Origin of the sequence: Kribbella qitaiheensis (assembly GCF_042657745.1) — a bacterium.
Lineage (GTDB): Bacteria > Actinomycetota > Actinomycetes > Propionibacteriales > Kribbellaceae > Kribbella > Kribbella qitaiheensis.
The window spans coordinates 31,486-50,119 of the sequence record NZ_JBHSKE010000045.1 but is presented as its reverse complement, the minus strand read 5'-3'; the positions used below and the strand labels follow the sequence as shown (position 1 = coordinate 50,119).

Here is an 18,634-nt window from a genome sequence, read left to right as displayed (position 1 = left end):
TCTCGGCGGAGCCCGTGCGCGGACTTGCTCGGAGCGGCGTGGCAGGCGATGCGGCAGATGACCGTTGTTCGAGAGGTCACCGGCGGATCGCGGCGACTGGGGTCAGCGGAGGTCTTTGCGGGAGGTGATGCCCAGCTTGGTGAAGACGTTGCCCAGGTGCCACTCGACGGTGCGCGGGCTGATGAACAGTTGGCTGCCGATGTCTTGGTTGGTGCGTCCGTCGCGGGCCAGCCTGGCGATCTGGGCCTCCTGGGGGGTGAGATCGGTGAGCGTGTCCACGGTGCGCTTGCGCACGGTCTCGCCGGTTGCCAGTAGCTCGTGGCGGGCGCGGTCGGCGAAGCCGTCCATCCCCATATCTGTGAACAAGTCGTGGGCGGTGCGAAGCTGCTCGCGCGCGTCGGTACGGCGATTCTCTCGTCGTAGCCATTCGCCGTAGACGAGATGCGCGCGGGCCAGCTCCGCGCGCATGCGGGTGCGGCCGAGCCGCTCGATCGCCTCGAGGTAGAGACGATCGGCGGTCTCGCCCTCGCTCAGCAGTGCCCGTGAACGCGCCTCGACCCCGAGCGCCCAATCGGTGCCGCTGGCACTTGTGGACTCCGACAGCCGCCGCAGGGCGTCGGTGCCGCGCTCGGGCGACCCAGTCCGGGCGGCCGCCTCGATCAGCTCGACCAGACCCCAGTTCGCTGGGCCTACGGCGACATATGCGCTGGTATGTTCTGCTGCCGCCACTGCCTTGTCGTAGTGGCCAAGACCGTTGTGGAGCAGCGCGGTCGCCCAGTCGGTGGCAATGATGGCGATGCCTTCGCCCCGCAACTCCACGTCGTCCTTGGTGGCGGTGACCAGGGTGGAAATCTCGGCTTCGCGGCCCCGCAAGGCGGCGAGGGCCAGGGCGCCGTACGGCGCGATGCGGCTTCCCGTTGCCTCCGTAACGACCTGCGCCTCCTCAAGTAGGGAGGCCGCGGCGGCCAGCTCGCCGGCGAACAGGAGCGCATAGGCGCGTTGGCTCAGGGCGAGGGGAAGCTCGCTGAGCGCGCCGGCGTCGCGGGTGAGACGTACGTGTCGGCTGGAGAAGGTGTCCCACCGGTCGTCGTCCCACACGTCGACCGCAGCGACGCAGGCCGTCCACAGCCAGCGAAGATCTTCCGCCGCCGACGTCTCCTGGTCGAAGGCGCTCAGCGCACGCCGGATCAGGGGCACTCCTGCCGCGTATCCTTCGCTGAAGGTCGCGGCCAGGCCGTCCAGGAGGAGATCGGGCCCGCGAGGCGGGTGCGGCGGCCGCGGCGCCGTACGCGCTGCCGCGGCCACCTCCGGCGGCCGTCCGCCCGGACTGGCCGGGCGGCCTACGAACACCGCGGCGTTCAACGCGTCCAGGTAGGTCTCGCGGGCAAGACCGGCGTCGATGGGCTCGAGCCGCTGGGCGGCTCTCAGCAGCAGTGACGGGGCATCGCCGCCCCGGTTCGCCGCGAACGCGAGCTGAGCCCGCAGGAGATCGACGCGAGCACGCTGGAACTCGTCCAGCGGTGCGGCCTCGGCCATCCCCAACAAATGCCCCGCGGCATCGAACGCGCCCGCGCGGATCTTGGCCTGGGCCGCGGCCAAGGCACGCTCACCGCGCTGCGTAGGGGCCGGGGTCAGGACCGCGGCCCGCTCGAGGAACGCGGCCGCCGCGGCCAGTCCACCCCGCGCCTGAGCCCGGCCGGCCGAGCGCTCGAGCTCGGCGGCCACCTCCTCGTCAGGGCCCATCGCGGCGTGGGCGCGATGCCAGGCCCGCCGGTCGGGATCAACCTCGGGATCGGTGGCCGCGGCCAGCGCGCGATGCGCATCCCGCCGGTCACCGGCAGAGGCCGCCCGGTAGACCGCGGAGCGGACCAGGGGATGGCCGAAGTGCACCCGGGCACCGAACTCGACCAGTCCAGCAGTCTCGGCCGCCGCTGCGGCGTCGGCCGGGATCGCCTGCAGCTCGGCCCCGCGCCACAACAAGGTCATGGAGCCGGTCGGATCGGCCGCGGCGGTCAACAGCAACCGCTGGGTCTCGGCAGGCAGCGACTCGAACTGGCGGTGAAAGCTGTCCTCGATCCGGCTGGCCAGCGGACGCGGGTCGGGAAGCCAGAAACCGCCGGCCAACTCGGCTGGTCCCAGACCGCGGGGCAACTGCAGCAGGGCGAGTGGGTTGCCGCCGGTCTCGGCGACGATCCGGTCCCGCACCTCCGCGTCCACCCGTCCGCTGATCGCCGAGGCCAGCAGCGTGCGCGCGTCGGCGCCACCGAGCCCGGCGACGGTCAGCCCGGGCAGGCCGGCCAGCTCTGGATCGTCACCGGGCCCGCGCACGGCGAAGATCAAGGCGATCGGCTCGGCTAGCAACCGCCGCGCTGCAAACACCAGGCACTGCACCGAGGCCCGGTCCAGCCACTGCGCGTCGTCGACCACGCAGGCCAGCGGCTGGTCGTCTGCGGTCGCGGCCAGCAGGTTCAACACGGCCAGGCCGACCAGGAAGCGATCCGGAGCCTGTCCCTCCCGCATGCCGAACGCGACCCCCAGCGCGTCCCGCTGCGGCTTCGGCAGTCGTTCCAGCCGGCCGAGCATCGGCAGGCACAACTGGTGCAGCCCGGCATACGCGAGCTCCATCTCCGACTCCACGCCCCACGCCCGGACCACCCGCAGGTCCGATGCCGAGGCCCGGCTCACCGCATAGTCCAGCAGGACCGTCTTGCCGATCCCGGGCTCGCCGCGCACCACCAGCACAGCGCTGTCACCCGCCCGCGCCCGGTCCAGCACCCGGTCCACCGCCGCGCGCTCGCCGCGCCGGTCCAGCAGCACCGTACCGAGATCACCGCTAGACACGCCCATGCTCGATGGCCCTGCCCCTCAACTGGCGAGAATCGCCGATACCAGCAGCCTAGGCCACTAAAGCCCGGGGTTCGTGAGGGGCAACGTCGGCCGCGTCGGAACTTCTGCGAACTGTACGGGAAGTGCACTCGTCTGCCGCCAGTCGCGCTTGGTGCTTCACCAGCAGCGGAACCGAACTGTGGACCCGCGCGCCTTCCTGGTTGGGGATCTCGAAGGCTCACGGGCGAACGAGGCCGTCGCGAAAGCGGTTCATATCCGACATGCACTGCTGATGGTTGTGGTGACGAAACGCGGACGGGGAACCGGGCGTGAGTGCGTCGTGGGGGCCAGCCAGATTCCGCGCCTCTGCTAGTAACTGTGGCGCGGTACTGCCGCTGAGTTGTGCCCTATCCGTTCGGCGGCGCCTCGATGTGGCCGTGGCTGGACAACCGTTTGCTCGAGGCAACCACGGTATCGGCTGTGTGTTCCCATGACGTATCGAGCCTCGTGCGCGGTGTAGAGCCCTCGCAGGTCAGAGCGGCTTTCTGGTGGCTAGTTCGAGAAACTGACGCGGTTTCGGAAACCGACGCACCCCGCCGATATACGCCCCACCAGGCGTGTTCAGGCAACTCCAGTTCGGGTGATCCCGACTCTGGTTGCCTTCAATTGACGCCTCTTTGTTCCCAGACTGTTCCCACGCTGAACTGATGAGCGTGGGCAACCAGTTGGCGCCCGCCATCAACTGAACTGGGCTCCTGCGAGACTCCAATCAGCACATGCACGCCCGCCTCTTGTGGTCGCGGTCGCCGGCCGCCTCTATCAGGAGGGCTGGATCTCCTCGTCGTCAGTAGGGAGTCCAGACCGAGCAGGGCGCGGATCACCTGCCAGTTCGAGTACGTCGGCGACTGGAACACGAAGTATCCGTCCGGGACGTCGCCTTGATGGTCGGGCGGCAGGAACAGGTACTTGCCGCCCTGGCCCTGTCCGGTCCCGCGTTGCGCATGTCGGCGACGTAGCGCTGCCACAGGTCGTCGACGAAGCACAACGAGTTCGGCGGCGCCTCGACCGATACCAGGACCCCGTCGGCCGGTGTGCACGGGCGCGCGTTGGAGCGACCCTTCGAGCGCACATTCTGGCCGGTTCTGAACGAATCGATGACCTGGCCCGTCCACTCGCCGCTCGTGCCGCTCGTGCCTCGTGCCCACCGCCAGCGCCCGGCGCGGGAGCTGGCGGGGCGAGTTCCCCCGGAAGGTCTAGTGGCAGTGGAAGAACTCGTTGACCGTGCCGTCGGGTCGGACGTTGAAGTGATCGACTTGGTGTGTGTTGATCGTCGATCCGTCCGAGCCGGTGGCGTGGAGGTTGAACGTGAACGTTCCGTTCACGGTCGCCCCATTGGCGTTGAAGCCTCCCCAGATCGTGACCTTTCCGGTGTAGCTCGGCAGAGTCGGGTCCTCGAGCGGCACCGCGACAAAGGTGCCGGTCTGGGTGAAGGTCTCGTGCACGCGGCCGTCATCGAAGGTGGTCGTGTGCTCTATCAGGTTGGTTGTGGTGGTGATGGTGTAGAGCGGTCCTTCTTCCAGACAGTTGGAGTTGGGAACAATGTCGACGAAGGTCTCGACAAGGTTCTTCTGGGTAGTGGTCTCGGTGACCGGTGGCGCGCCGAACGCGGGCGCTCCGGTGAACAACAAGCCCGCGATCAGCAGGCCGACCATCAGCAGCAGGCGACGAAGCATTCCATGCCCCCTCTTGCGATATGGAGCTCTGTGCGCCGGGCGGTTGCGACGTTACTCGCGCCAGGCCGAGGGAACCAGCGCTGAATCGGGGGCGAGCCGCGGCCTGCCGGAAGTCCACCGGACCATTCCACACGAGTGCAGACCTCTCGGAGGCTGAGTATCGCCCGCCGTCGATGCGCGGCCTCCTCTCGAGACGTTTGGTTGGGTTGATGCGTTTGGGCTAGGGCACAGGGGAGAGGTCAGCTGGCTCGTTCTCGAGCGGGGAGCCAGCTCGCGCTGGCGTGGTTGGACCAGCGTAGGGCCGCAGATCCTTCCGGCCGGCCAAGTAGATCTGGGGCCTACGGGGGAGTCGGCCGGGAGGATTTGCGGTTGACGGTTGGGCAGCGATTGCGGGGCGTAGCGTTGGATATGGCTGGTGCGTGTCCACCCCGATGCGGGGCCAGTCAGACTGACCTCGTGCCATTCCCCGGCCGGCGTCAGTCGTGACGAACGATCGGACAGGGGATGTGGGGGCGGGTTCGAGTTCGGGCGTGCTTCGCCTGTCGGCTGGCCGAGCGCAGGAACTCCTGTGGTGCTGGGCTGTGCGCGGGTTAGTAGTGCTGGCTCTGCGGACTTGCCGAACCCCGGTCGCGGAGGCGGCGACCGGGGGCAGCAGGGTCGCAGCCAGCGCGACTACAACCAGGTACTGGAGTCTTCGGACCGCGGTTCGGTGCGAAGCCTCAGCCGACATCTCGTCGCTTCGTGAGGAGTACCGCCGGTACGGCGGTGGCGGTGACGTAGGCCGCGACCAGCAGTCCACCCGTGGCGGCGGCGACGGTTCCGTCCACGGCCGGGACACCTGCTTGGATGAGCGCTCTCGCAGCGGCGGCCGGAAGGTACTTCGCCATCCCGGGCTCGCGCAGCGCACCGGGGAGCAGACCCTCGATCACGAACCACCACGCGACTGCCGCGATGATCGCGAGGGCCTCGCTGCGCACGAGCGCACCCAGACCGGCTCCCGCCAAGGCGAACAGGCCGGCTGCGATCGTGACTCCGAGCCCGGTGAGAACGGCGTCCGCGGTCAGCAGGTCGACGGGCAGGTCCTTGGCGAGCACCACGATCGCCGTTGCGACGTACGACGCGGTCAGCGTGACACCGGCGAACGCGGTCCCGACGACGGCGGCAGCGGCGTACTTGCCGGCGAGGAAGTGGCCCCGACGCGGGGTGACGAGCAGCGATGCGGTGATGGTGTGGTGCCGGTACTCACCGGCCGACGACAGCACGCCGAGCACGAAGACGATGCCGGCGACGAGGAGGCCGGGGACGGCGAGCACGCCGCGAAGGTCGTCGCGGCCGAGCGGGGCGGAACCGTGGCTGCCTGCCACGATGGCGATCGCCGTGGTGAGGCCTGCGGACAGGGTGATCGCGATGGTCAGCATTACCCAGGTCAGGCGGAGCCCGAGATGCTTGATCAGCTCGGCTCGGAACAGTGCGGTCATGATGGTCTCTCAGTGGTGAGCTCGAGGAATCGACTCTCGAGGCTGGTGGTCGCGTTGGTCAGCTCGGCCAGTGAGGCGTGCTCGACGAGCCGGCCGCGGTTGATGATCAGGACGTCGTCGACGGTGTTGGTCAGCTCGGCCAGCAGGTGACTGGAGACGAGCACCGTGCCGCCGCCGGTGGCGTACGTGCGGATGAAGCCGCGCAACCAGTGCACGCCGTGCGGGTCGAGCCCGTTGGTCGGCTCGTCGAGAACCAGTACGTCAGGCTCGCCGAGCAGTGCGGCCGCGAGCGCAAGCCGCTGCCGCATGCCGAGCGAGTAGCCGCCGACGCGTCGCCCGGCGGCGCGTCCCAGCTCGACCGTGTCGAGGACGGCGTCCAACCCGGCGGTGCCCAGGCCGGCGGCGGTCGCGTAGACCCGCAGGGCGTTCCGGCCGGTGCGTGCCGGGTGGAACACCCCTGTATCGAGGACCGCGCCGACGCGACGAGTCGGTGTGGCTAGGTCACGGTAGGCGACCCCGTCGATGGTGGCTGTGCCGGAGGTTGGACGGGCCAGCCCGAGCAGCATGCGAAGGGTGGTCGTCTTGCCAGCGCCGTTGGGTCCGAGGAAGCCGGTGACCCTGCCACTGCGGATGTCGGCGCTGAGATTGTCGACGGCGATCACGTCGCCGTACTTCTTGGTGAGGCCCCTGAGGGCGATCTCTGTCATGGCCTCGAAGTTACGGATCGTGAAGTCGTCCGTCGTCGGCCTTGGCTCCGAACCTGACCGTACGCCGTAGGGTCCACGACTACATCCGCAGATGTACGCCTCAGGCGTCGCGCGGTACGACCAGACCACTTTCGTAGGCGAGCATCACCAGCTGAGCGCGATCCCGAGCGGCGAGCTTGGCGAGGATTCGGCTGACGTGGGTCTTCACCGTTGCCGGGCTGACGACTAGGCCGTCCGCGATCTGGCGGTTGGACAGGCCCTGGGCGATCAGGCCGAGTACGTCGCGTTCGCGGTCGGTCAGTTGCGCCAGCTCCGCCGGGCGGCCCCGAGGCGTCTCGGGGCGGCGGACGAACTCGGCGATCAGCCGGCGGGTCACGCCGGGAGCCAGCAGCGCGTCGCCGGCCGCGATCAGGCGGATCGCGGCGAACAGATCCTCCGGCAGGCTGTCCTTCAGCAGGAACCCGCTCGCCCCGGCCCGCAACGCGGCGTACACATACTCGTCGAGGTCGAACGTCGTCAGCACCAGCACACGCACACCGCCGCACAGCTCGTCCGAGGTGATCCGCCGGGTGGCCTCGATGCCGTCCATCACCGGCATCCGGACGTCCATCAGCAGTACGTCGGGCCGGCAACTGCGGGCGATCTCGATCGCCTCGGCACCCGTCGTCGCCTCGCCCACGAGCTCGATGTCGTCGACCAGAGCGATCTGGGCGCGAAAGCCGTCGCGGACGAGTGGCTGGTCGTCGGCCAGCGCGGCACGGATCGTCATGGCTCGTCCTCCGCCCCGATCGGCAGCCGAGCCTCCACACGGAACCCTCGCACCGGTCTGGGGCCGGCCGTGAACTGTCCGCCCAGCGCGGTCACCCGTTCGCGCATCCCGACGATGCCAAGACCTGGGTGGCCGTCAGAGGACATCGCTTTCCCGGCTCCGTCGTCGGTGATCTCCAAGACGAGTTGGTCGCCTTCGTACCGCACGAGGACCGTGGCCGCCGCCGGGTGCCCGGCATGCTTGACGACGTTGGTGAGCGCTTCCTGCACCACCCGGTACGCGACCAGGTCAAGGCTCCTGGACAGCGGCCGGCGGTCGCCTTCGACGGCGAGCCGCAGATCCGCGCCGGCATGACGCATCGTGCCGACGAGATCGTCGAGGTTCGCCAGTCCTGGTGGCGGATCCAGCTGTGCCGGTGTGTCGCCGCCCTGTCGCAGCACACCGAGCAATTGCCGCATCTCCCGGCTGGCGTCCCGGCTGGTCGTCTCGATCGCCGCCAACGCACGCTGCGCCATGTCCGGATGCTGCGGCAGAGCCAGCCTGCCGGTGCTCGACTGAATGGCGATGGTGGTGAGGCTGTGCGCTACCAGGTCGTGGAGCTCTCGGGCGATGCGCAGTCGCTCCTCAGCGGCAGCTTGGCGGGACAGCGCCTCGCGCTCCCGCTCGAGGAACTCGGCGCGGTCCCGCAGCGCCGCGCTCCGGGTACGGCGGTCCGCCACGACGAAACCGACGATCCCGACCACCAAGGTGACGACAACCATCGGCAGCGCATCCTCCAATCGCAGCCGGTCGCGGCCGACCTGTGCGAGTTCGAGTGCCGCGACCACGGCAGTCGCAGCCGCCGCGCCTACCTCGGCCGTACGCCGAGTCGCGTGCACGATCGCCGAGTACAAGGCGACCCACAGCCCGAACGGTGCCGACGGCCCGAACACCACCTGGGCAACGACCCACCCGGCCGGAACCAGCACGAGCACCACCGCAGGACGCCGTCGTCGCCAGAGCAACGGCACACTTTGAACGAGTACAAGACCCAGCCAGACCGCGCCCAGCAGGATCGACGTACTCTGCTCCGGTTCGCCGGGACCGATCCGCGGGTTCAGCACGTGGAGCAAGGCAACCGCCGCGACCAGCATCCAGTCGCCGAGCGGGTGGATCCGCCCCGGCCGGCCCCGGATGCCGGCGCGGGCGACACCGGCGGTGTCCTGCATGACTTCATCGTGCACCCCCGCGACCTGCGCGGGGGACCGGGCATCTCTATCGGCAGTGCCGCTGTTGCGATGGTTCGCCGCCAACACTTGTCCCGAACGCCGCCATCAGGCCGTGCGCCGAGCCCACGAGGCCAGGCCGTCGCCGAGGCTGCCCTGGCCGCCGACGCTTCCCAGACTTCGCCTGCGCCGCCGAACAGCAACTCCCACCAGGCGGGTCTGGCCCACTCTAGTTCGGCCGGTCTTGACTCCAGTTGGCTCGGATCGACGCCTCTTTGTTCCCACGGTGTTCCCACGCTGAACTGCTGAGCGCGAGCCCAGTTCACGCCACTGCTAGCAGCTGAGATGAGCGTGAGCTGGTTCGCGACGCTAGCCCGATACCTGGCGGGAGTCGTCGTATGGCTCGGTGCGGCGGTGCCGTCGCAGCGGACCGGGCATTCGGGCTCGGTGTCGGCTAGGTCGCCTGAGGGGCGAACGCATGCTCGCTGACGGGCGACATGGTCCAGCCTCGCGCGTTCAGCGCCGGCCAGAGCCGGCTGCCGCAGTGTCGGCACAGGTAAAGCGCGCCGGCGCGCTCGGCGCGGACCGCCGCGCGGACCGCTGGTCCGCAGCGGTCGCAGGTTTCGTTCATGTAGTCACTGTCGCGCTGGTCGGCGCGTGTCGTCCCCGGAGCAGACCCGGGGCGAGTCCCGTGGTTGTGCCCGGGCACGGGGACCGGCGGAGCCTGTGTGCGGGCTTGCTCCCAGCGGCGTGGCAGGTGTGCGGCGAGCTGGCCGTTGCTCGAGAGGTCACCGGCGGATCGTGGCGACTGGGGTCAGCGGAGATCTTTGCGTGAGGTGATGCCGAGCTTGGTGAAGACGTTGCCCAGATGCCACTCGACGGTACGAGGGCTGATGAACAGCTGGCTGCCGATCTCTTGGTTGGTGCGTCCGTCGCGGGCCAGCTTGGCGATCTGGGCCTCCTGGGCGGTGAGATCGGTGAGCGTGTCCACGGTGCGCTTGCGAACGGTTTCCCCGGTTGCCAGTAGCTCTCGGCGGGCGCGGTCGGCGAAACCGTCCAGGCCCATATCGGTGAGCATCTCGTGGGCGATGCGAAGCTGCTCGCGCGCGTCGGTACGGCGATTCTCGCGGCGTAGCCATTCGCCGTAGACCAGATGCGAGCGGGCCAGCTCCACACGCATGCGGGTGCGGCCGAGCCGCTCGATCGCCTCACGGTACAGCCGATCAGCGGTTTCACCCTCGCTCAGCAATGCCCGTGAACGCGCTTCGACCCCGAGCGCCCAGTCGCTGCCGCTGAGACTGGTGGACTCCGACAGCCGCCGTACGGCGTCGGCGGCGCGCTCGGGCAACCCGCAGCGTGCGGCCGCCTCGACCAGCTCGACCAGGCCCCAGCTCACTGAGGGGCTTACGTTAGAGAGGTATGCGCTGGCGGTTTCGGCTGCTTGCATCGCGTTCTGATAGTGACCAAGACCGTTATGGAGCACCGCGGTCGCCCAATCGGTGAGGCCGATCCCGATACCCTCGCCACGTTGGACAACTTCTTCCTTGGTGGCGGTGGCCAGGATGGACACCTCGGCTTCGCGGCCCCGCAGCGCGGCGAGGGCCAGGGAACTGTAGGGCGCGAGGCGGCTGCTCCCTGTCGCCTCGGTCGCCACCTGCATTTCCTCGACGAGCGAGGCGGCGGCGGCCAGCTCACCGGCGAAGAGGAGCACGTAGGCGCGTTGGCTCAGTGCGTTGGGAAGCTCGCTGAGCGCGCCGGCGTCGCGGGTGAGACGTACGTGCCGGCTGGAGAACCTGTCCCACCTGGCGTCGTCCCAGAGGTGGATGGCCGCGACACAGGCCGGCCACAGCCAGCGAAGCTCCGCCTCCGCGGACGTCTCCTCGTCGAAGGCGCTCAGCGCACGCTGCAGAATAGGAGCACCTGCCGCGTGTCCCTCGCTGAAGTTCGCGGCCAGGCCGTCGAGGAGGAGATCGTGTGGGCGGGGCGGGTGTGGCGGCCGTGGCGCCGCACGCGCTGCCGCGGCCACCTCCGGCGGCCGTCCGCCCGGACTGGCCAGGTGGGCTGCGAACAGCGCGGCGTTCAGCGCGTCCAGGTAGGTGTCGCGGGCAAGAGCGGCATCGATGGGCTCGAGTCGTTTGGCTGCGCTCAGGAGCAGTGACGGGGCGTCGCTGCCCCGGTTTGCCGCGAAGGCGAGCTGGGCGCGCAGGAGATCGACGCGGGCGCGCTGGAGTTCGTCGAGCGGTGCGGCCTCGGCCATGCCCAGCAGCTTCACCGCGGCATCGAACGCGCCCGCCTGGATCTTGGCCTGGGCTGCGGCCAGCGCCCGGTTGGCGCGCTGCGCCGGGTCCGGTGTCAGTGCCGCTGCGCGCTCGAGGAACGCGGCCGCCGCGGCTAGGCCCCCGCGCGCCTGTGCCCGGCCGGCCGAGCGTTCCAGCTCGGCGGCCACCTCCTCGTCAGGGCCTATCGCGGCGTGGGCGCGATGCCAGGCTCGCCGGTCGGGATCAGCCTCGGGATCGGTGGCCTCGGCCAGCGCGCGATGCGCATCCCGCCGGTCATCAGCCGAGGCAGCCCGGTAGACCGCGGAGCGGACCAGGGGATGGCCGAAGTGCACCCGGGCACCGAACTCGACCAGTCCAGCAGTCTCGGCCGCCGCTGCGGCGTCGGGCGGGATCCCCTGCAGTTCGGCCGCGCGCCACAACAAGGGCGTGGCGCCACTCGGATCGGCCGCGGCGGTCAGCAGCAACCGCTGTGTCCGGTGCGGAAGCGACTGGAACTGCCGATGAAAGCTGTCTTCGATCCGGCTGGCCAGTGGCCGCGGGTCGGGCAGCCAGAAACCTCCGGCCAGCTCGGCTGGTCCCAGACCGCGGGGCAGCTGCAGCAGGGCGAGTGGGTTGCCGCGTGTCTCCGCGAGGATCCGGTCGCGCACCTCCGCGTCCAGCCGCCCGCTGATCGCCGTGGCCAGCAAGGTGCGCGCATCGGCATTGCCGAGCCCGGTGACGGTCAGTGCGGGCAGGCCAGCCAGTTCCTGGTCGTCGCCGGGCTCGCGGACCGCGAAGATCAGGGCGATCGGCTCGGCCAGCAGCCGCCGCGCCGCGAACGCCAGGCACTGCACCGAGGCCCGGTCGAGCCACTGCGCGTCGTCCACCACGCAGGCCAGCGGCTGGTCGTCTGCGGTCGCGGCCAGCAGGCTCAACACGGCCAGGCCGACCAGGAAACGATCCGGAGCCGGCCCCTCCCGCATCCCGAACGCGACCCCCAGCGCGTCCCGCTGCGGCTTCGGCAGCTGTTCCAGCCGGCCCAGCAACGGCAGGCACAACTGGTGCAGCCCGGCGAAGGCCAGCTCCATCTCCGACTCCACACCCCACGCCCGGACCACACGCAGGCCCGATGCCGACGCCCGGCGCAGCGCATAGTCCAGCAGGACCGTCTTGCCGATCCCTGGCTCGCCGCGCACGACCAGCACAGAGCTGTTGCCGACCCGCGCCCGGTCCAGCACCCGATCCACTGCCGCGCGCTCGCCGCGCCGGTCTAGCAGCCCCGTGCCGAGATCACCGCTAGACACGCCCATGGTCGATGGTCCTGCCGCTCACCTTGCACGTCTCGCCGATATGCGTTTCAGTGTCGCAGATCAGTTGGCGGACGTCTGTTGTGCATCAGCGGACGGAGGACACCATGCCTGCCGAGTTGACCTCGCTTATGGATCAAGCGTGGGCTGCCGCCGCGACCATCGCCGCATCACAAGGTGCCCGGCCCCGAACGATGGGTGTGCCCCCGGCAGGATTCGAACCTGCGACGCACGGTTTAGGAAACCGACGCATCCCACCGACTTGCGCCCCTCCAGGCGTAACAAGCCAACACCAGTTCGGCTGATCTTGACTCCACTTGACTGGGGTTGACTTCTCTTTGTTCCCAGGGTGTCCCACGCTGAACTGCTGAGCGTGGGCGAGGTCCCATCATTCTGAATGCCGGCAATCAGCGCGGACAGGCACCCTCGTCGCTCCTTCACTGTCCCGGTCTTCGCCACGTGGAATTCGGGACATCGTCGCGCAGAGCAACACCATGAGAGTGCTGGTGGCGGTTCAGACTCGGCATCAGGCTGTACGCCTCCGGCGGCTCGACGCGGCATCCTGCGATGCGGAGATCAGCCCGACTGCGGCGAGCGAGAATGCTTCGGCGCCTTAGAACTTGGATCGGGGAGTATGTAGGTGATGACGAAGGCCACGACTACAGCGACTATGACCTGTGGTGTTACCGATACGCCGTCGGCGCCGAGTAGGAGGGTGGCCAACAGCGTCGAGGTCAGGGGCAGTCGGAGCATCGTGGCGCACATGGCTCCGATGCCCATGGCGATGGCTGGTGCGAGGCTCATGCCGGGTAGGCCGCTTGCGGCGATTCCCAGTACGGCGCCGGTGAACATGGCGGGGAAGACTGGTCCGCCGCGGAAGGCGCTCAGTGAGAGTCCGTAGGCCAGGGCTTTGCAGGCGGCGAGCAGGATCAGTACGCCGACCGAGTAGTCGGCGGCGTGTTCGACGAGTTCGGGCAAGGCGTCCTGGCCGGAGAACAGTACTTGGGTGAAGCTTCTGTTGGAGATGAGTTGGTATGCCATGGCAGTGAGGCCGATGGCGACGCCGAGGATGGTCGTGACCAGTACTCGGTTGATATGTACGACGGGGCGCAGCGATAACCCGATCCACCGGATCGCCCAGCCCAGGAGTGCGCCGGCGGCTCCCATGGCCAGGGCCCATGCCATGGTGGCGATGGTCGGGTTTGTCGCGGGCGGCACGGTCGTGAGGGCCAGTGAGAAGTTTCCGAGTCCTGTCCAGTTGTCCAGTCCGATGAAGACGAGTGCGCCGATGCCGGAGGCGAGTAGTCCTGGTAGCGCGACCAGGCTGAGTGTTGCGCCGCCGATGCCGGCGGCTTCCATGATCAGGAATGCGCCGAGGATCGGGGAGCCGAGCAGTGTGCTGATTGCGGCGAAGCTGCCGGCCGAGGCCAGGATCGTCAAGGCCATCGGTGGTGCGTCTTTCTTCGCGAGGTGGACGGTCAGCGCGGCGAGGCCGCCACCGATGGCGATGAGGGGTGCTTCGGGGCCGAGGACGGCGCCAAAACTGAGGGTGGTGAGTGCGGCGAGGATGATGCCGGGGAGTTCCTTGTCGACGGGTGGACCTCCGCCGGTCTTGAACCCGAAGGCGGGTGAGTGGCCGGCGTTGCCTGGCAGGTAGCGGATGGTCAGCCCGGTGAGGAGGCCGCACAGCGCCAGCCAAGGCACCGGCCACCAGGCGGGGACGCTCCCGGTGAAGACATCCTGCGGCAGATCGTCGAACACGAACGACTGGATCTCGGCGACCAGGGCCAGGAAACCGTAGGCCACGACCGAGATCGGGATACCCAGGATCGCCGCCAGCAGCAGCGCCGAGAGGTACGCCCTGGAACGGATGACTGCGACCGGGTCCGTCGCCGGTGGTCCGGCCGGCGGCGAGGCGGCAGCCCGACCCTCTGCGGGGGATACCCCCGAGGGCATGTGCGAGTCGGTCATCAGCCACGCCTCCTCAGGAGAACGAGCCCGGGATGCCGGGCCACCTCGGACGGCCGATTTGGCCGTTCCGAACTAGGTCACGCGATCGCTCGGTCGGGGCTGTTCATGCCCTCTCGTGCAGCTCGGCCGCGGTGTCGATGGTCAATCCGGAGCCGAAGAGCGGCCCGCCGCCGAGGCTGTACATACCTGAGACGCGTTTCGGGACGGCTGGCGTACTGGTCCCTGTCGATTCCGCCTCACACCGCACTCGATTGTTGAGCTGCTGCTGCGCGCTACTGACTCTCAGGTGGCAGCTTGGCCACCTCGTGAGTCTCGGGCGTTCCGCCCAGTTCCTTCAGCTTGTCTGCCACGGCGTCGGCCTCGAAGTTCCAGGCGAGCACCCCTACTGCGGCATGACCTGCGTCGAGCTCGCTGCTGATCCGCGCGGCATCCTCCTCGCTCAGCTTCAGACCCTTGTTGAAGAAGTGGCCGATGACGCCGCCCCCGACCACGCCTCCGGCCGCACCCCCGAGCAGGGAGAGACCGCCTGTCGGTATCGCCGCGACCACGCCCAGGGCGACGCCGATCCCCATGCCTTTCTTCCCGGACCGCTTCCCGAGCTTGTGCTCCTTGATCTCACCGTTCTCGTCCTTGACGAGTACGCCGACCCCGTCGACTTTCATGTAGTCGCTGGCGTTCTCCCAGTTCTTGACCACCATGGCCGCCTGGTCGGCGAGGTCCTCGCTGGGGAAGAACGCGAGCACCAGGTGCTGCGTATCCCCTTCGCGGGCTTCTCTGTTATTCCGCGGGGTCACCGCTTCTTCTCTGTTGATTCCGTGGCGTTCGAGATAGGCGAAGACCTGTGCGGCGTCGTCGGAGTTTCCGTCCAGCTCGGACTTGACCCAGTCCCGTAGCGCGGGCTCGTGCACCATCAGGTCGTCAGCGAAGGCCTTCAGCTCGTGGTTTTGGGTGTGCTTGCCCATCTCCGCGTACAGCTTGTCGGCGTACGGGGTCTCCTTCATCAATTCCTTCGCCACGTCTTCGAACGACTTCTTGTGCGCCATATCCGTACCTTGCCGACCGAGCTTCTCGGCCTCCTTCAAGGTGACGCTCACGCCGGCGGCGTGGCCGAACTCCTCGGCGCGGTGGACGTTGTACCACTCCATCGTTGCGGCGGCCGTCGCGTTGTCGGCGTGCTCGGGATACTTCTCGGCGATCGCCTCGAACAAGGCAGTACCGAAGATCTCTCCCTCCCAGCTGATCTTCAGAAATTCCTGCTCGGACCGACCGCCAATGAGGCGGTCCTTCTCCACAAATGTCATTTAGCTGCGCTCCCTCGATCTCTCGGACTGGGACTCTCGCCGAGTTCCAGATATTGCTCGCGCTAGCGTCCGCTGCGTCGTGGGCAGGGCAGGGCCGGTGCGCCTTTCTGTCTGGCCATGGCAGCGCGGAGTGTTCCTCATAGTTGATGGAGGCGCGATTCAGGGTGCCTTCGGCGGAGGCGCCGCTGTCGAAACAATGTGTGGGACACCCAGGACTCCCTGAGACCACTGAATGCCGTCGTCCTCGTTCCCTGCCCTACGCCGTTGAGCCTAGGTCTGGCCATCCCCCGAGTCGTCACCCGTGGCGTGATCTCCCCTAGGGGAGATCCATCCACGGGCGATGACTCGAAAGGCGGCCGCGTGGATGCTTCGCGTATGGACTCCGGATTCGCCGACCGCTCAGGTCACCGCCCTGTCTCCTACCGGATCGTGGTCCGCGGCGAGCTCACCGAGCGCTTCACTGAGGCCTTGGAGGGAGTCGTCGTCGAGTCGGCCGGCACTGAGTCGATCCTGCGCGTCGAAAGCGCCGACCAGGCCAAGCTTCAGGGCATCCTCGGTTGGCTGTACGACCACGGCATCGAGCTTGTGAGTGTGCACCGGGCCGTGGAAACGAAGCCGCCCGGGTGATCCTTGTCGCTCAGGTGAGGAGGCCGAGCTCGCGTACCCGGGCGACGGCCTCATCCCGGGACGTGCAGCCGAGCTTGTGGTAGATCGACTTCGTGTGCGAGTGGATCGTGCTGTGCGAGACGAAGAGCTTCGTGGCGGCCTCACGCTCAGTTGCCCCGGCCGCGAGCACTCTGAGCACCTCCAACTCGCGCTCGGTGAGTTTCGTGTCCTGATCGGCGCGGCGGTAGGCCGGTACCAGGGCGTGTGTGGCTTGTTTGAGGCGGTCCCTGAGGCTGCCGGGGTCGTGGCAGGCGTCGATCAAGGCGCGAGCCTCATCGAGCATCGCGCGCGCCTCCCCCCGTGCACCGAGGGAGTGACGAACGGCCGCGAGAGAGAGGAGAGCCTGCGCGACATGAAGGGGCTCCCACGAGCCGCGCATCTGCCGGAGACCGATGCTGATGAGGCGGTCCGCCTCCTCGTCGTTGCCCCTGCGGGCGTGGATCGTGCCGGCCACCACGTGGTAATGGCCGACCTGGGGAAGGTCGGCGTAACCGTGCCTGGTGGCCATTTCGAGGGCGTCGTGGATCCACGCCTCGGCCGGCTCGAGATCGGCTGCTGCGGCTGAGATCTCGGCGAGCAGCGCCCGCGCATCGCCGGCCGCCACCCATTGCTCGCTGCGGGAAGCGAGCGTGACGGCCTGCATCAGCGGCTCGCGTGCCTGATCTGGTGCGCCCGCGAGGATGAGTGCCCAGCCGAGGTCGAGTGCGGCCAGGGCTTGCCAAGGTGACGCCCGCTCGCGCTGGCGTGTGTGCGCGGACCGTGCGGCCGACAGCATTGCACCCACGTCCGACCAGGGGAACGTGGCTCGGATCAGTGCCGCGCTCTCCTCGACCGTGCCGGAACCATCGGGAAGCTCGCCGTCATGGCCCACGCGCTGCGCGGCCGACACCGCGTGCAGTCCGCCCTCGGCATCCCCTTGGAGACCCGAGATCCATGCCTCGACAAGAAGCAGGCGAGCGTCGGCCTCGACGATGGGCCGCGGGAAGGTCGCTAGCCAGCCGCTGACGGTCGCCAGTCGCCCGAGGTTGAGAGAGTCGATCGAATGGGTGGCTACCAGCGCGGCGGCTGTGTCGAGATCGCCGCCGGCGAAGGCGTGCCGGATCGCCTGGCCGAAGTCACCTCTTGCTTCGAACCACTCGCCGGCACGCTGGTGAAGTATCGGCCGCCGCTCGGGATGCTCGCGGCTCAGTTCCTCGTTCAGGGCCTGGGCGAACAGGTGGTGATAGCGGAACCAGTCACGCCGGTCGTCGAGCGCGACGATGAAGAGGTTCTCGTGCTCGAGCCGGGCGAGAAGAGTTGTCGAGTCATCCCGTTCTGTGACGGCATCACAGAGCGGCCCGCACAATCCGTCGAGGACTGACGTGTCCAACAGGAAGGTGCCTAGCTCGTCTCCTTGCTGCTCGAGCACGACCTCCATCAGGTAGTCGATGACCAGGCGGGTCGCCCCACCGAAATCCGCAACGAGCGCCGCGGGGTCGCTCGAGCCACGAACTGAGAGGCAGGCGAGGTAGAGCCCGGCGGGCCAGCCTTCGGTGCGTTCGTGGAGGATTGCGATCGATTCGGCGCTGAGATCCAGTCCCCAGGTTCGGTTGAGCGCCTCCGCGGCCTCGGTGTCGGTGAAGCTGAGGTCCGCCGCTCGCAGCTCGGTCACGCGCCCGTTCGCCCGCCATCGCGCCACTGGCAGCGGCGGGTCCGATCGTGTCGAGATGATCAGCTGCAGGGTGGAAGGCAGCCGCTCCAGCAGCAACGCCAGGGTGTCGTGGCACTCACGGTTCGTGATCCGGTGGTAGTCGTCGAGGACGAGAACGATCTGCTCGTCCAAGGCATCCAGCTCGTTCAGGATCCGCGCCACCACGGCATCGAGAGCCAGGCCGCCCATCGAGCTGAGGGCCGGCACCACAGAGTGTGCGAAGTCAGGAACGACGCGATCGATCGACGCGACGAGGCACGACCAGAACGCGACCGGATCGTTGTCAGTGTCGTCGAGCGACAGCCAGGCAAAGGGGCGCTCGCTCGACGCTTGCCATTGGACGAGCAACGTCGTCTTGCCGAAGCCCGGCGGCGCGACGACGACACCGATAGGCGCGTCAGAGGCGGCAAGCATCTCCACTAGCCGTGGACGCGACACAATCGCCGTCCGAAGGCTGGGAGACCGAAGCTTCGTCTCGATGAGGACAGTAGTCACGAGGAGCCGACAAGGTTCGCCAGAACGGCAGCCTGAAGCCGAGATCGTCCCTCGAGGAGATCTCGCGATCGGTGATCGGTCGACGGCCCGATCGAGGCTAGACGCCGAACGCGCTCGGATTCCGCCAAAGGATCGGGTCCAGTCGTCTCGCAGCGTCGCGGGTCGTCACGCTACCTCCAAACTCCAGGGCGGTGCGGCCGCGTACACGCGGCCCACAGCACCGATCTC

At 68.5% G+C, this 18,634-nt stretch carries 13 protein-coding genes and 1 tRNA gene; 1 reads left to right on the top strand and 13 read right to left on the bottom strand.

Annotated features, from left to right (window positions below):
- Positions 1 to 102: 102 nt before the first annotated feature.
- From ACFPJ1_RS28380 to ACFPJ1_RS28325, 12 genes are all read right to left on the bottom strand, one after another.
- Positions 103 to 2,841 carry a helix-turn-helix transcriptional regulator gene (locus ACFPJ1_RS28380; protein WP_380108519.1) on the bottom strand — a complete coding sequence of 913 codons (2,739 nt, stop codon included), beginning with the start codon at positions 2,839 to 2,841 and terminating at the stop codon, positions 103 to 105.
- Positions 2,842 to 3,488: 647 nt separating this feature from the next.
- Positions 3,489 to 3,851, bottom strand: a complete 363-nt coding sequence (locus ACFPJ1_RS28375; protein WP_380108517.1) for a DUF1254 domain-containing protein — start codon at positions 3,849 to 3,851, stop codon at positions 3,489 to 3,491.
- A 228-nt stretch (positions 3,852 to 4,079) separates the two neighbouring features.
- A complete protein-coding gene (locus tag ACFPJ1_RS28370; protein WP_380108515.1) occupies positions 4,080 to 4,559 on the bottom strand; it encodes a hypothetical protein in 480 nt (159 codons plus the stop codon).
- A gap of 719 nt (positions 4,560 to 5,278) precedes the next feature.
- Entirely contained in the window at positions 5,279 to 6,037 is a 759-nt protein-coding gene (locus ACFPJ1_RS28365; protein WP_380108514.1) for a hypothetical protein, read from the bottom strand.
- Positions 6,034 to 6,744 carry an ABC transporter ATP-binding protein gene (locus ACFPJ1_RS28360; protein ID WP_380108512.1) on the bottom strand — a complete coding sequence of 237 codons (711 nt, stop codon included), beginning with the start codon at positions 6,742 to 6,744 and terminating at the stop codon, positions 6,034 to 6,036. Before ACFPJ1_RS28360 ends, ACFPJ1_RS28365 begins: the two co-directional genes overlap by 4 nt.
- A 100-nt stretch (positions 6,745 to 6,844) precedes the next feature.
- Positions 6,845 to 7,513 carry a response regulator gene (locus ACFPJ1_RS28355; RefSeq protein ID WP_380108510.1) on the bottom strand — a complete coding sequence of 223 codons (669 nt, stop codon included), beginning with the start codon at positions 7,511 to 7,513 and terminating at the stop codon, positions 6,845 to 6,847.
- Positions 7,510 to 8,721: a sensor histidine kinase gene (locus ACFPJ1_RS28350; RefSeq protein WP_380108509.1), complete on the bottom strand. Its 1,212-nt coding sequence runs from the start codon at positions 8,719 to 8,721 to the stop codon at positions 7,510 to 7,512. Before ACFPJ1_RS28350 ends, ACFPJ1_RS28355 begins: the two co-directional genes overlap by 4 nt.
- 451 nt (positions 8,722 to 9,172) lie before the next feature.
- Complete coding sequence (locus ACFPJ1_RS28345) at positions 9,173 to 9,349, bottom strand: DUF7455 domain-containing protein (RefSeq protein ID WP_380108507.1); 177 nt, start codon at positions 9,347 to 9,349, stop codon at positions 9,173 to 9,175.
- 183 nt (positions 9,350 to 9,532) lie between these two features.
- Complete coding sequence (locus ACFPJ1_RS28340; protein ID WP_380108505.1) at positions 9,533 to 12,286, bottom strand: helix-turn-helix transcriptional regulator; 2,754 nt, start codon at positions 12,284 to 12,286, stop codon at positions 9,533 to 9,535.
- A gap of 201 nt (positions 12,287 to 12,487) precedes the next feature.
- Positions 12,488 to 12,552, bottom strand: a tRNA-Arg gene (locus ACFPJ1_RS28335).
- A gap of 307 nt (positions 12,553 to 12,859) precedes the next feature.
- Positions 12,860 to 14,254 carry a chloride channel protein gene (locus ACFPJ1_RS28330; protein WP_380108503.1) on the bottom strand — a complete coding sequence of 465 codons (1,395 nt, stop codon included), beginning with the start codon at positions 14,252 to 14,254 and terminating at the stop codon, positions 12,860 to 12,862.
- A gap of 272 nt (positions 14,255 to 14,526) precedes the next feature.
- Entirely contained in the window at positions 14,527 to 15,555 is a 1,029-nt protein-coding gene (locus ACFPJ1_RS28325) for a hypothetical protein (protein WP_380108501.1), read from the bottom strand.
- Between the two features lie 375 nt (positions 15,556 to 15,930).
- Here ACFPJ1_RS28325 and ACFPJ1_RS28320 point away from each other — a divergent pair, with 375 nt between their 5' ends.
- Positions 15,931 to 16,182, top strand: coding sequence for a hypothetical protein (locus tag ACFPJ1_RS28320; RefSeq protein ID WP_380108499.1), 252 nt, complete (start codon positions 15,931 to 15,933; stop codon positions 16,180 to 16,182).
- 10 nt (positions 16,183 to 16,192) lie between these two features.
- Here the strand turns inward: ACFPJ1_RS28320 and ACFPJ1_RS28315 are convergent, their stop codons facing one another.
- Positions 16,193 to 18,325, bottom strand: a complete 2,133-nt coding sequence (locus tag ACFPJ1_RS28315; protein ID WP_380108497.1) for a helix-turn-helix transcriptional regulator — start codon at positions 18,323 to 18,325, stop codon at positions 16,193 to 16,195.
- Between the last annotated feature and the right edge of the window lie 309 nt (positions 18,326 to 18,634).

What these genes read in the sequence shown, in the direction of transcription:
- ACFPJ1_RS28370 (WP_380108515.1), bottom strand. Translation starts at nt 4,559, where the DNA reads ATGCTTCGTCGCCTGCTGCTGATGGTCGGCCTGCTGATCGCGGGCTTG.
- ACFPJ1_RS28365 (WP_380108514.1), bottom strand. Translation starts at nt 6,037, where the DNA reads ATGACCGCACTGTTCCGAGCCGAGCTGATCAAGCATCTCGGGCTCCGC.
- ACFPJ1_RS28360 (WP_380108512.1), bottom strand. Translation starts at nt 6,744, where the DNA reads ATGACAGAGATCGCCCTCAGGGGCCTCACCAAGAAGTACGGCGACGTG.
- ACFPJ1_RS28355 (WP_380108510.1), bottom strand. Translation starts at nt 7,513, where the DNA reads ATGACGATCCGTGCCGCGCTGGCCGACGACCAGCCACTCGTCCGCGAC.
- ACFPJ1_RS28350 (WP_380108509.1), bottom strand. Translation starts at nt 8,721, where the DNA reads ATGCAGGACACCGCCGGTGTCGCCCGCGCCGGCATCCGGGGCCGGCCG.
- ACFPJ1_RS28345 (WP_380108507.1), bottom strand. Translation starts at nt 9,349, where the DNA reads ATGAACGAAACCTGCGACCGCTGCGGACCAGCGGTCCGCGCGGCGGTC.
- ACFPJ1_RS28340 (WP_380108505.1), bottom strand. Translation starts at nt 12,286, where the DNA reads ATGGGCGTGTCTAGCGGTGATCTCGGCACGGGGCTGCTAGACCGGCGC.
- ACFPJ1_RS28330 (WP_380108503.1), bottom strand. Translation starts at nt 14,254, where the DNA reads ATGACCGACTCGCACATGCCCTCGGGGGTATCCCCCGCAGAGGGTCGG.
- ACFPJ1_RS28325 (WP_380108501.1), bottom strand. Translation starts at nt 15,555, where the DNA reads ATGACATTTGTGGAGAAGGACCGCCTCATTGGCGGTCGGTCCGAGCAG.
- ACFPJ1_RS28320 (WP_380108499.1), top strand. Translation starts at nt 15,931, where the DNA reads ATGGACTCCGGATTCGCCGACCGCTCAGGTCACCGCCCTGTCTCCTAC.
- ACFPJ1_RS28315 (WP_380108497.1), bottom strand. Translation starts at nt 18,325, where the DNA reads ATGCTTGCCGCCTCTGACGCGCCTATCGGTGTCGTCGTCGCGCCGCCG.